Source organism: Paenibacillus sp. XY044 (assembly GCF_002257645.1).
In the GTDB taxonomy this organism is placed as follows: domain Bacteria; phylum Bacillota; class Bacilli; order Paenibacillales; family Paenibacillaceae; genus Paenibacillus_AQ.
This window is the reverse complement of sequence record NZ_NQMO01000005.1, coordinates 352,573-365,057: the sequence shown is the minus strand read 5'-3', so window position 1 is coordinate 365,057 and position 12,485 is coordinate 352,573. Positions and strand designations below refer to the sequence as shown.

Here is a 12,485-nt window from a genome sequence, read left to right as displayed (position 1 = left end):
AGAATGACAGCGGGCAGGCCGAGGGGCCTTGCCCGCTTTTGTATTCCTTTTGGTTTGGGTAAAGGAAGTGGAGTTAGTGAATCAGCACAGGTGAAGGCGTCTGGATATGCTCGGCGTACCGGATGCCTTCACGCTTCAAATGCTCCTGGCTAGCCCGGTTGGCGTCGTACAGCACGAACGGGGGAAGGAAGGTGCCGTGACAGTGGGCAATCGTAAGCTGGATCGGTTTTAGCAGCTCGCTGATCGTAAACCAGTTGTCTCCTCCGGCCTGAAACGACTTATCCGTTCCGCCGGCCGTGGTGACGACGATAAATTCTTTGCCCTTTAAATGCTCGCCTCCGGGGCCGTAAGCCCAGCCGGAAGTCAGTACGTCGTCAAACCATTTTTTGAGCAGGGGCGGTGAGCTGTACCAATAAAAAGGGAATTGGAGGACGATCCGATCGTAAGCAAGCAGCAGCTGCTTTTCCCGGTTCGCATCGATCTGCCAATCGGGATACTCCTGATACAGATCGCGGACATGAATATCGGTATGCTTCGGCAGCGATTCGAGCAGCGCACGATTGGCTTTGGATTGGGTCAGATCAGGGTGGGATACGATGACCATCGTTTTCATTTCAAATCATCCTTTCGGGTGGTATGCGTTATGAATGGTGCATCTCCAGTATTGTTCAGGGCCGATGTTCTTGAAAAGTACGCATTTTTAGCATACTAAGTCCTGCAAACCGTACTTTAGAGCAGGACGGCGTATTGCCGAGTAGTACGAAAAACCATACTATGTACGATTTAGAAGAGTACTGTCACGATTCGGCGTACTCTGATACAATGGCAGCAAAGACGGGGGTGCTGCTTCAGCTGGAAAGGGGAGGGCTTACGAGATGAGTACGGAACGCGGGACGGGAAGCACCGGAGGAATCATCACGACGCTGCAGGCGATCGGGGGCAAGTGGAAGCCGCTCATTTTGTTTATTTTGCTGCATGAGGGGACGAAACGGTTTGGGGAACTGCGAAGACGGCTCCCCCATATTACACAGGGCATGTTGACCAACCAATTACGTGAGCTCGAGCAAGATGGATTGATCCACCGGAAGGTATATCAGGAGGTTCCTCCCAAGGTAGAATACTCCTTGACGGAACATGGGGAGTCGCTGAGATCCGTGCTTCACGATATGTGCAGCTGGGGTTTTGAACATATGGATTTCAAGGCGAATGCTTATAAAGAAGAACCCGTTACTGATGCGGATGGAAATATGTAAAGGAGGGCCTGAGAGCCCTCCTTTACTGCATAGTGGCTATCATTCTTCAAATGTCAGGTTGGACGGCTCGTCCCGGAGCTCGTAGACGATCTCCAAATTCGTGGCGGGTACGCTCTCGTCGACCTCTTCAAACCGGAAGCTGTCCACCCATACCTGCCCCGGTCCCATCAGCAGCACGCCGAGCGCAATCGTTGCGGCATTGCCCGGGACATCTAGGACGATGGCGTAATGGTTCCAATGCGTGTCGCCCACAATTCTGCGGTTGTTCATATTGTCAAACTGAAGCACGTCCTCGGCTTGATTATCGACCCGCATCCACAGTCCGCAGAACTCGGTCACTCCTTCCGTCCGGATAAATCCGGAGAAGCGCATTCTACGCTGTAGGTAACGATCGGCTTTGAATTGCTGCATCATGGTGGCGAACGCGCTCGGCCCTTCCGGGGTGACGGCTTTCAAATAACCCGAGGCGTTCCCCTGATGGACGTTATGGCGGTCCAGGCCGATTTCATATTGATGCGGGTGGCTGCCGCTCAGCACCCAGCCCTTCACCATCGATTCCTCAATCATGTTCGTTTCTCCTCCTTGGGCGGCATGGGCCCGGGCATGAAGGCAGAACATCTTCCGGTATCGCCCTGGCGGCATGCCGTACATCTTTTTAAAGGCGCGGGTAAACGCCTCTTGGCTCTCAAAATGGCATTGCAGCGAAATGCCGATGATCGGCTCCTCCGAGTACAGGAGCATTCGCGAGGCGAGGCACAGCCGGCGGCTTCGTAAATATTCCGCGATGCTCAGCCCAGTCTCCCTGCGAAACAGACGGTGAAAATGGAACGGCGAGAATCCGGCCTCCGCCGCGATCTGCTCGAGTGTCAGCGGTTCGTGAAGCTGTTCCTCCATGAACCGGATGCTGTGTTGAATCCGATTTGAATACACCAGCGCGCCCTCCTTTGATATCAGCATAGCAGACGGGAGAAGGTGCGTTTTGACCGTTCTTGCTAAAAATCGAAAAAGCCCGAAATGGGCTTGCTGCCATTTCGGGCTGGAACAAGGCGTGTGGAATGCGGGTGACACTGGATAGGGACAGGGTGCGAATCTGCGGCCCTAAATTCATCTAAGCGTATATTCCTATGGGAAGATGGGCTCCACTTTTACTATATTGCATTAATGACGAATTGTCCTTTGGGAGCTTTGATCTCAAAGTAGTATTGTTTATTTTGATGTAAACCACTTAAGGACCTGCCATTTCCAGGAGACACCTGAAACTCATCGATCACGATATCTCCCTGTTCATCCTTAACTCTCATAAGCACACTACCTGAACTGTTTGCATCATTTATGACGGTCTTATCCCAAAAAACACGATCAAACTGAATGGAGTTTTGACCATTAAACTTCATGCTGTGCCATTGATCGGATTCTTTTTCAACTGCTAGAACTGAGGTTATTTTAGGGGAGAAGTAATGATGAACGGTTGCTACGTTTTGATAAACCTGATAAAAACAGACTAAAATAAGAGCAAATGTAGTGAAAATAACAATTAAGCCCACTTTTCTGAGTTTAACATTAGCCATATTTTTCTCCCAACTCCTTTATTAATCGAAATATAAAAATTCCCCATTTTACAAATCCTTTCTCTTGCAGTGTATAAGTCCCACTATTCCAACGAATCTGATCAGGTCTTACGGTTTTTTCTATCGCAATTGCTATTTCACCTCCCAGGAGTTTTTTTGCTGTTATACATATAAACAAAACTAACATTGAAAAAGTTAGGGGTCTCTTCGAATAGACGAACTTATTGGATGTCAAATAGCCGTAGCGCACTTTGTTGTTCATAGAACGCACGCTACGGCGGGTAGAATATTAGATTTTGTTGTTAGAGCTCGGAAAGGTCGAAGCGGATTTCCCGGTTCGGACAATCCGCTGCGGCGAAATCCAGCAGGCGGTGGCCCTCATCGGCCAATGCCTCGCGATCGGCGGCCGATATGGGCTCAAACAGCTTGATCACGAGCTCGGCGGATTGCTTGTTCCGCTCCAGGCTCCACATGCCGCGAACGAATCCGTCCACAAGGACGGCTGCCCGGATGATGCCGTTCACCGTAAAGATGCGGCGGCGGTAGCTCTCATCCATAATCCGGGAGCGGTCGGCGAAGGAGAGAAGCATATTGTCGAATTCGCCGAGGAGGCGCGGAGGTGCGGGCGTATCCTCCGCGGGCAGGGGGGCGTCCGACAGGTCGTACAGCAGGACGCCCTCTTCATCCAGGAAGGTCCGCAGACGCGGCCCGAGCCGGCGGATGACCTCGCTCAGCCGGGTCAGTCCGGACCAGACCTGGATGTCCTTGACCGAGGCCGGCCCGAAGGCGGCCAGGTAACGCAGGACCAGCTCCTCGAGTCCGGAGCTGGAAGCTGCCGCGGGCGGGCTGCCCAGCCACGCCTCCGCGGTGGTGTGCAGGGCCTGGCCGCTGGCGCCCCACAGGCCCCTTGGGGGCACCTGCACGAGCGGCAGTAGCGTGCGCACCGTGTTCGCGAGCGCGGCCGCGCTGCGGTCCGGCCAGCGCTCTTGCAGACGGGCGCCGAGTTCGCCGTAGGCAAGCGGCCCCTCCTCTACGAGGGCCCGGCCGGCTTCTGCGACCGCGCCGGTATTCAGGCCGGCGAGCTCCTTGCCGTAGCCTCCCTTCAGACCGCGATCCAACGCGGGCTGAAGAACGGGGCGCAGCGCCAGGGCATCCTCAGCCGTCACCAGGTGGATCGTCGAGCGCATCATCACGATGCGCACGGCCTGGCGCGTTTCGATCAGCCGGGACAGCTCCTCATGCCGGAAGCTGGTCAGCCGAGCCCACAGGCCGTAATAGGGCGGGATTGGGGCTTGGGCCTGCATGCCGGCCAGATGCCGCAGCGCGTCAAGCACCGGCATCTCGGCCCGGCGCAGGAGGAGCTGCCGGTCGAGCAGTGCCCGGTTCAATGCCCGGCGGCTGAGCACCGGGGGAACATTTTTCGTAAACAAGGATTTATCGGTTGACTTGGGCATCGGCTCGGTCATGGCTGCAGCGCCTCCTCAAGGTTCATGGTCTATACGTTCTTATATCCTCAGTATAGCCATCAACGCTGACAACAATATGTCAGGGTTTGGAGAGCGCGATCAAAGGAATTTGTGATCCTCGTCCTGGAGATCGCTGTGGGTTTTCGGGACGGAAGACAAAATGCGGAGCATGGCGGAAATCCAGTAATGCAGCAGGCCGGGAACCGAGAGGAGCAGAATCAGCAGTGGTCGAGCGGGTATATTCCAATGATCCAGTAAGAACAGCAATAGGCAAGACACCAAAGCACACCATACAAGCGGCAGGACCCAAGGCTGCGGCTTCCACCAAGCCGCCGTTAACCTGGAAACGGCTTGCAGGAGCAGTGAATAGCAAAACATCGAAACGGAGGGGAGGAACAGCATGACTGTGACGATATCCTGGAATAAGGGAAACTCATGCTCCGGACCATACCTTGGCCAAGAAGCAAGCAGGCCGAAAGCGCACCAAACCAGAGACAGGCTTGTCCACAGAATATAACCAATCCGAAACATGCAGATCCCTCCCCCGAAAAAAAATTTATAAAAAGGGAGCGTACCCGTCACTGGGCCGCCCCCCCTGTGTATCAACTGGAACCATTCACGGCATTACGATGCCGTTGATTTGAGGGTGGGAGAAGTCTTTTAAAATAAGCCTCGGCTTCGGCAGCGACCTCTTCCGGACCTTTGGAGCCGTCCACTTCAAGGAGTGGCAAGGCTCGTTCTTTCGCAGATTGTCTGTACTGCTCGGCCCACAGCAGGTCCCGCTCGATGTGGTTCCGCTGGGCAAGCTCGGGGTTATCCAGCAGCTCGGCACGCCGTTTCCCCTTGAGGCGTCGATGATGGGAATCCCGTTTGAATGATTCGCTCGGCACCATCCATATGGCTTGCCGGGAATTCATTAACAAAGGAAGGATTACTTCCGGAAAAAAGCCGGGCCCCTCTGCGATGATCGGACGATCCGTGGACATGGCATGCAAATCTTCAATGACCAAATGGATCCGCTCCAACCAAACCAATTTTCCACTCGCCGCCATTTCTTCGGGCGTGCACGACAGCCATAGCCATTCCTGAAACGCCTTCTCATCCAAATCCGCGAGTTTGGTTCCTAACGCGAACAATGCGGGATGCCGCTCAGGATCCGCGCGACGGATATGATCCATTTCTTGCCGGTCGAAGTGGTATACCTGTAATTGGTATTTTGATCCAAGCAGGTCTGCAATCGTCGTTTTACCACAATCCGGAGGGCCCCCGATCCATAGAACATGCGACAAGCCCGTCATTTTCTCATGAGCAAAAGGAGCGATGATCTTCACCTCTTCTTTCTTGGAAAGTTATCCGGTCGAATGGAGCGAATGCTATTCTACATTTAGTAACGTCCAATTATTGGTATTTTTGGGGCGGATGCCTCAACATTAACACGTTATTGGGGAGCGATGCAAAAGCAGCGGAGTTAAATATTAGCGCTCCTTCAAACCGGGGTTATTACCGATTAAGGCTGAGATAACGTAATAACAAACGGATTTATAGTATATCGTGGCGCAGGGGCCAGGCCGCTGTCTACGTAATGAACGATACGGTATAATGGGGAAATAATGGGAAAGAGACACGATACAGAAAGGAGCCAGCCATTGTGAAAATAGGTCAGCTTTCCAAAGCAACCGGCGTCAGCCCACGATCGATCAGGTATTACGAGAAGAAAAAGCTGCTTACGGCAAAGCGTTTGGACAATGAATACCGGGAGTTCGACGAGGTTGACATCAAGCGGATCCGAACGATCCAGATTTATTTGGAGCTAGGGATGTCGACGAAGGAAATCCTCGAGATCTTGAAGTGCCACGACGATATCAACGCTTATACTGACAGCGACGGATTTTGTGAGGAAATGCTCGAAGCCTACGAGGATAAACGCGAAGAAATTTCCGGGCAAATTCAATCGCTCATGGCAGTCCAGCAGCGGCTGGATCAACGCATCGAACAAATGAGAGAGCAGCGGGTCTTAGTCGATAAGGAAAGCAGCGCTTTCGAAAAAACCAGCACACTTTAATAAGGCGCCGATAAGATTAGCGGAAAAATCATTGCGAGAGGCCCGGTCCACCAGGTGGACCGGGCTATTCGGCCAGGTTCGGACGCTTGCCGAGGCTGACATCTTCACCTTTGCCTTTTTTGCAGCATTTCGGTAAGAAAAGAAAACCCGTCAGCGCCATGCCCGTCCTCGATCGCGCGCAGGACGATATCGTTAGCTGCCGTTAGTACGCTGGTATCGATTCCATGGGGATGTGCAGTTTCAATAATGTGCTTCATGCCTGCGGCTGCCGAAAGCAGATTGGAGCCGTGCCCGGGATATTGCCCGTTGTCGACCTGCTCAGCCAGTCCGGCCATAATATTCGGGAGGATGCTGCTAATCCCTTGAGCAAACGGAAGGAGTTCCTTCGCGCTGATGCTCTCCGCTTTCGCCAAGGTCAGGGCATGAATATATCCGCTTATGGACGTCCAGTAGATATCCAGAAGCGACACATCGTAGGCCGCGGCACGGCCGGGATCTTCCCCGAGATACGAAGAAGTGCCCCCGATGCTTGCCAAGGTATGGCGATGGGCTTGATAGACAACCTCCGACCCGCTGTATAGGACCACGGCCGAGTTCTGGCCGATCGTCGTCGTCGGTGTCATAATCGCTCCGTCGAGGTAGTGAATCCCGTATTCTGCCGCCCATTCGGCGGTTTGGCGTGCGCGAAACGGTGCGTCGGCGGTCAGATTCACCAAGGTGCGCCCCCTCAGCGCGTCGCTCAGCGGGCGGATGATCGCGTGCACGGCGTCATAATCAAGGACGCACACGATGACCAGCGGACTGGCAGCGGCGGCTTCAGCGGCCGTCCCGGCAAGACTCGCGCCTTGTGCGACGAGCGAACCGGCTTTGTCGGCGGACCGGTTCCAAACCGTGGTCGGATGCCCGGCCAGTAGGAAGGCTTCAGCCAGCGCGCGTCCCATGGGACCCAGACCGAGAACCGTCACTGGTGCGCGGGTTTCTTCGACGGGAGAGTTATGCTGAATTGGGTTATTGGTTGTCATTGGTATTCCCCCCTTTTTCATATTCGCATTCCATTTCGATTGCGGTGATACAACAGCCGTTCAGTCCGATGGTCGATTTCGGATCAGCTCGATGATCCTGGTGAGGCCGTCGGTACCGTATCCTTCCGCTACTCCCCGGTCGATCAGGGCTTGCATCGGCGTAATAAGCTCCGGACTGATGCCCAGCTCTCCGGAGGCTTCGATGAAATTGACGAATCCCGTCTGGTTGATATAGAGGCTGGATACATCCGTTCGATGATCGTTGGCATCAACCGCCTGTGCCATACGGGGCATGGAGGCCGACATGGCCTGAAGCCAGGGAACCACAAGCGGCGTGAACGATTCGGCTTGGATTCCTGCCGAGCGGACCATGGCAACGGCATGGAAGAAGCCGCCGTACATCCCGTACATGGCGCTCAGCAGCGCCAAGTCGTAGAGAGGGGCGAGTCCGGGATCGTCGCCGAGGTACTGCGTGCTCCCCAGTTTTTCCAAAGCAGGCTGCCAGGCTTCGAAAGCACTAGACGAACCGCTGTACAGGACAAGCGCCCCGGAGGATCCGATCATTTGTGGCACAGCCATGATGCCGCCGTCCAAATATTCAGCGCCGTGCTCGGCTGCCCATGCGGCCGTCTGCCGGGCTTGTGCCGGCGATCCGTTGGTGAGGTTCACCACCACCCGTCCGGCCAGCACGTCTCCCGCCTGCTCGAAGATCTCTTGCACGGCTGCATAATCCAGTACGCAGATTAGAATCAGTGGACTGGCCGCGATGGCTTCAGCCGCCGTGCCGGTGGCCACCGCGCCTTGCGCCGCGAGCTTTTCGGCTTTGCCTGGCGTGCGGTTCCAGACGGTGGTCAGGCGTCCCTCCTTCAGGAAGGCTTGGGCCAGAGCCGACCCCATCATGCCTAGTCCGATGACGCTCACCGGTAAAAGATGTCCCTCAGCTTGCTTCCATTCCCGCCCTAGCGGAATCTCTTGTTTATTTTCCTTCATAGGGTGTTCTCATCTCCTTTCCTACCCATCTTAAAAGGTTGACACAGTGTCAAAGTCAATGCGTATTTTTCGCAGTTTATAGATGCAAGGCCCCGGTTTGTGCTGCAAGGGCGTTTTGATAGCGGGCGGTTTCAAACCGATGAAGTTTGCGTTCGGATTGATGCCCAGTTATTGACAATGCAATCATAAAAGTTCTACAATAAAGCCAATGGAATGTTAGTGATCACTAACATTGTCTGGATGACTACACCAAAGGATGTTGGCACAATGATGGAACCAACGGCAAACCGTGACAGGCTGATGCTGACCGCGATTGACCTGATGGCCGAGAAGGGGTACCAGGGAGTATCCACGAAGGAAATTGCCGCAGCGGCGGGTGTGAGCGAGATGACGCTATTCCGCCAATTCGGCTCCAAGCTGCAGCTGCTGGAACAGGCGATCGACCGTTTTCATTACGCGGGCGAGATGGAGGAGCTGTTTTCCACCCGCTTGACATGGAACTTGCGTGAGGATCTCCTGCAAATTACCCGTACCTACCATGACATCATGAATCGGAACCGGAAACTGGTGCTGGTCATGCTGCGCAGCGCGGAGCTGTCCGATCAGCGCGACCGGGCCCAGCATCATCCGCGGCAGCTGAAGAAGCTGCTGACGGCGTACTTCCAGGAAATGCACCGGCAGGGGAAAGTGAAGGCCATAGAGGCCGAGGCGCAGGTCATGGCGTTCATGTGGATGAATTACGGTGCCTTCGTTTCCCGTCTGCACAACGCGGATTTGATTACAGACATGTCCCATGAGCAGTTTCTGCAGACGAGCATCGAATTGTTCGTCGATGCCCTGACTCCGGTGGACGAACGGATTAGAGACCGGTAGAGAAGAGGGAATGGGCGGCGGCGCCGGATGCTCGATTGGCCGGGACAGGCCAAGCAGCCATTTTAACATTGCGAGGAGCGGTGACAATGAGTAAAGCAACAAGCAAGCTGGCGATACCAGGCGCGAATGAAGCAGCGAAACCCGTGGGTCTGACCGCCGCTGCCGGGTTTCAGGTCGGCGTCCGGAGAACGTTCCCGGTATCACGGGAGGCGGCTTGGTCGCTTCTGACTTCCCCCGAGGGCATGATGGTATGGCTCGGGGAACTCCCGTCGCTTGATTTCAAGCCGGGATCGACGTATACGTCCAAGGAAGGAAATCACGGCGAGATCCGGGTCGTCAAGACCGGGGAGCAAATCCGCATGACCTGGCAGCGGCCCGGCTGGAACCATCCTTCCACCGTCCAGATCCGCCTGCTGGTGGCCAAAACCGGGACGACGATCAGCTTCCATCAGGAGAAGCTGACGGATATCTGGCAGCGTGAGCAGATGAAGGCATATTGGGAAGAGGCCGCGGACCGAATCCGGCAGCAGCTGGCTGCAGGCGAATCGCAAACGTGATCAATGAATAATGGTTCGCCGCTTGAATCACTTGAATGAATAAGGGAGCCGCTAGGCCTGTAAGACGACCTGGAGAGTTAATTTTCTCCTCCGCCGCGGTCTACTATAAAAACTTCAGGAGGAGATCTGCTGATGGCTGAACTGAAGGCAGTATACAACGAGGAATTTTTACGCGGATTTGGGGCAAGGGTTCATTCGGCCCACGCCGCATTTGATACAGACAAATTTGTTCGTGACGTCATGGACGGCACGTGGGAGGAGCTTGAGCTGAAAGCCCGCATGCGGCGGATCAGCGAAACGCTGGGAGCTCATTTGCCTGCCCGGTATGAAGAGGCGCTGGAGGTGCTTTTCACGATCGACGAGCATTGTGCTGGGTTTCCGTACCTGTTCTTTCCCGATTTTGTGGAAGTGTTCGGGCAGGCACCGGAGCACTGGGACCTTTCGATGAAGGCGCTCGAGCGCTTTACGTCCAAATCGTCGGCGGAGTTTGCCGTCAGGCCTTTTCTGCTGCGGGATCCGGTGCGGATGATGGTTCAGATGAATGCATGGGCACAGCATCCGGACGAGCATGTGCGGCGTCTTGCCAGCGAAGGCAGCCGGCCACGGCTGCCGTGGGGACAGGCGCTGCCGATGTTCAAGAAGGATCCGGCGCCGGTGCTGCCCGTACTGGAGCTGCTGAAGCAGGACCCTTCGCTTTATGTCCGCAAGAGCGTCGCCAACAACCTGAACGATATTGGAAGGATCACCCGGACGTGGTGCTGGAGACGGCGCGGCGCTGGAAGGGTGCCCACCCGCATACCGACTGGATCATCCGTCACGGCTGCCGGACCTTGATCAAGAAGTCTCATCCGGAAGCGATGGATCTGTTTGGCTATGCGGAGTCGTCGGAAGAGGAGCCGCTGGCGGCCGCTGCTTCGCTGACGATAGAGCCGTCCGAGGTAGCGGTTGGCGGCAGCACCGAGCTGAGCTATGAGATCCGCGTGCGGGACGGGCAGCCGGCCCATATCCGGGTGGAATACGGGATCGATTTCGTCAAAGCCCGGGGCAAAATATCGCGCAAAGCGTTTCTGCTATCTGACAAAACCGTACCCGGAGGCTCCCGCCTTTCAGGGACGCGTAAACATTCCTGGGCCGATCTGACGACGCGCCGCCATTATCCGGGCGAGCACCGGATCGTGCTGCTGGTCAACGGCCGGGAGGCGGCTTCCGCCAGCCTCATGCTTACGGGCAGCGGCGGGGAGCAGCACGCATAGGCGAAGCATGCGCCGAAAATATAAACAGGAGTACCCGAGCGGTCTTTGGACCTGCAGGGAACTCCTGTTTTCGTTATCGGCGCGTTTTAATTTATAATGGAACGCTCAGAAACAGCATTGCTGCTGGTTTTCCTATACTTCTTCTCGTGCTGAAGCAGCCAGCTTTTACGCGTCAGCCCGCCGCCGTAACCGCCCAGGTCGCCGCTCGCGTTAATGACGCGGTGGCAGGGAATGACGATGGCGAGCTGATTGGCGCCGTTGGCTTGGGCCGCGGCCCGGAAGGCCTTCGGCCTGCCCAGAGCTCCGGCCAGCTCGGAATAGGAACGGGTCTCACCCGGCGGGATTTGCACGAGCTGCTCCCAGACCGACCTCTGAAAAGGGGAGCCGATCAAATGCAGCGGTGTGGCGAAGACGGACAGGCTCCCGTCAAAATAAGCCGTCAGCTCCTGCTCAATGGAGCGGATGGGAGCGGTGACGCCCGGGATGATCGCCGATTTTGTCCGCTGACGGAGCCGCTCCACTTCGCGCTCGAGTCCCCGCCGATCCACAAACTCCAGCAGATACAGCGCCTCCTCGTCGGCGATGGCGACCATCGGGCCGAGACGCGTATCGATCCATGCCGCGCGCAGGACGCGGCTGTCTGCGGATTTCGCCGGCGCTGCCCCCATGATGCGGGAGAAGGCGTCCCGGAATCCGCTTCCGGATTCGTATCCGCTCGACAGCTGAGCGTCAATCACCGCCTGCCCGGACCGGATCTGCTTGAATGCGAGCCCCATACGCCGGGCGCGGGCATATTCTACAAAGGTCATGCCGAACCTTTTTTTGAACTGCCTCCGCGCCGTCGAGGCATCGATGTCGAGCGCCTCAAAGTCCTGCTCCTTCCACCTCTTTTCCGGGTTGGCCTCGACGGCTTCGACGAGCTTCTGGACGACGGGGGAAACGTGATTGGGATGGGACAGCGGGCGGCAGCGCTGGCAGGGCCGGAAGGAAGCGAGCAGCGCCTCCTGCGCGGTCTCGTAAAACTCGCAGTTTTCAAACTTGGGCTTTCTGGCCGGGCACGTCGGACGGCAGAACACCCCTGTCGTTTTGACCCCGACATAGAATATCCCTTCGTACTCCGATTTTTTATCGAGCAGCGCCTGATAGTACTCCATTTTATGTTCAGCCGTAATCATGACCGGCCTCCTCTTCTTCAGCATCCTTTTTTCTTATTATAGTCCAGTCCTGCGGATGCCCGCCGCCGAAAATCGCGCACTCATTTTTTTCTAGGACCGTTCTTCATCAACAGGACGCCGTGAGTGCCAGCCAGCAGCCTCCCCCGCGGCCAAATTCCCGCTGCATCCCTTGTTTTAACAAAAAAAATTTGGGACAATAATAGACAGATTGCCTTCCGGATCTGGTAAAGTAGAGATATATGGAATGAACTAAAGAAATGAATGTT

The 12,485-nt window shown here is 55.7% G+C and carries 13 protein-coding genes and 1 pseudogene; 5 read left to right on the top strand and 9 right to left on the bottom strand.

Features of this window, described 5'->3' with window-relative positions; all coding sequences use genetic code 11:
* Nucleotides 1-73 precede the first annotated feature (73 nt).
* On the bottom strand, nt 74-613 hold the full coding sequence (locus CJP46_RS21495) for an NAD(P)H-dependent oxidoreductase (RefSeq protein WP_094597673.1): 540 nt from the start codon (nt 611-613) through the stop codon (nt 74-76).
* Between the two features lie 262 nt (nt 614-875).
* On the opposite strand from CJP46_RS21495, the gene CJP46_RS21490 reads away from it, so the two are divergent.
* The gene (locus CJP46_RS21490) at nt 876-1,253 is read left to right on the top strand and encodes a winged helix-turn-helix transcriptional regulator (RefSeq protein ID WP_094597672.1); all 378 of its coding nucleotides are present in this window, start codon (nt 876-878) and stop codon (nt 1,251-1,253) included.
* 39 nt (nt 1,254-1,292) lie between these two features.
* On the opposite strand, the gene CJP46_RS21485 is transcribed toward CJP46_RS21490, so the two are convergent.
* From CJP46_RS21485 to CJP46_RS21460, 5 genes are all read right to left on the bottom strand, one after another.
* Entirely contained in the window at nt 1,293-2,186 is an 894-nt protein-coding gene (locus CJP46_RS21485) for a helix-turn-helix domain-containing protein (RefSeq protein ID WP_373558026.1), read from the bottom strand.
* 215 nt (nt 2,187-2,401) lie between these two features.
* Entirely contained in the window at nt 2,402-2,821 is a 420-nt protein-coding gene (locus tag CJP46_RS21480; protein ID WP_094597670.1) for a hypothetical protein, read from the bottom strand.
* Between the two features lie 302 nt (nt 2,822-3,123).
* Entirely contained in the window at nt 3,124-4,287 is a 1,164-nt protein-coding gene (locus tag CJP46_RS21470) for a winged helix DNA-binding domain-containing protein (protein ID WP_179281261.1), read from the bottom strand.
* Between the two features lie 99 nt (nt 4,288-4,386).
* Nucleotides 4,387-4,818, bottom strand: coding sequence for a hypothetical protein (locus CJP46_RS21465; protein WP_143813010.1), 432 nt, complete (start codon nt 4,816-4,818; stop codon nt 4,387-4,389).
* A gap of 71 nt (nt 4,819-4,889) precedes the next feature.
* A complete protein-coding gene (locus tag CJP46_RS21460) occupies nt 4,890-5,618 on the bottom strand; it encodes a hypothetical protein (RefSeq protein ID WP_094597667.1) in 729 nt (242 codons plus the stop codon).
* 317 nt (nt 5,619-5,935) lie between these two features.
* On the opposite strand from CJP46_RS21460, the gene CJP46_RS21455 reads away from it, so the two are divergent.
* Nucleotides 5,936-6,349 carry a MerR family transcriptional regulator gene (locus tag CJP46_RS21455; protein WP_094597666.1) on the top strand — a complete coding sequence of 138 codons (414 nt, stop codon included), beginning with the start codon at nt 5,936-5,938 and terminating at the stop codon, nt 6,347-6,349.
* A 104-nt stretch (nt 6,350-6,453) separates the two neighbouring features.
* On the opposite strand, the gene CJP46_RS21450 is transcribed toward CJP46_RS21455, so the two are convergent.
* The gene (locus CJP46_RS21450) at nt 6,454-7,371 is read right to left on the bottom strand and encodes an NAD(P)-dependent oxidoreductase (protein WP_094597665.1); all 918 of its coding nucleotides are present in this window, start codon (nt 7,369-7,371) and stop codon (nt 6,454-6,456) included.
* A 60-nt stretch (nt 7,372-7,431) separates the two neighbouring features.
* Nucleotides 7,432-8,361, bottom strand: a complete 930-nt coding sequence (locus CJP46_RS21445; protein ID WP_094597664.1) for an NAD(P)-dependent oxidoreductase — start codon at nt 8,359-8,361, stop codon at nt 7,432-7,434.
* A gap of 267 nt (nt 8,362-8,628) precedes the next feature.
* On the opposite strand from CJP46_RS21445, the gene CJP46_RS21440 reads away from it, so the two are divergent.
* The 3 genes and pseudogenes from CJP46_RS21440 to CJP46_RS21430 all read left to right on the top strand — a co-directional run bounded on the left by CJP46_RS21440 (nt 8,629) and on the right by CJP46_RS21430 (nt 11,044).
* Nucleotides 8,629-9,234, top strand: coding sequence for a TetR/AcrR family transcriptional regulator (locus CJP46_RS21440; protein ID WP_094597663.1), 606 nt, complete (start codon nt 8,629-8,631; stop codon nt 9,232-9,234).
* A gap of 86 nt (nt 9,235-9,320) precedes the next feature.
* Nucleotides 9,321-9,791: an SRPBCC family protein gene (locus tag CJP46_RS21435; RefSeq protein ID WP_094597662.1), complete on the top strand. Its 471-nt coding sequence runs from the start codon at nt 9,321-9,323 to the stop codon at nt 9,789-9,791.
* A gap of 132 nt (nt 9,792-9,923) precedes the next feature.
* Nucleotides 9,924-11,044, top strand: a pseudogene (locus CJP46_RS21430) (DNA alkylation repair protein).
* A gap of 86 nt (nt 11,045-11,130) precedes the next feature.
* Here the strand turns inward: CJP46_RS21430 and CJP46_RS21425 are convergent.
* On the bottom strand, nt 11,131-12,219 hold the full coding sequence (locus tag CJP46_RS21425) for a bifunctional transcriptional activator/DNA repair enzyme AdaA (protein WP_094597661.1): 1,089 nt from the start codon (nt 12,217-12,219) through the stop codon (nt 11,131-11,133).
* Nucleotides 12,220-12,485: the final 266 nt, after the last annotated feature.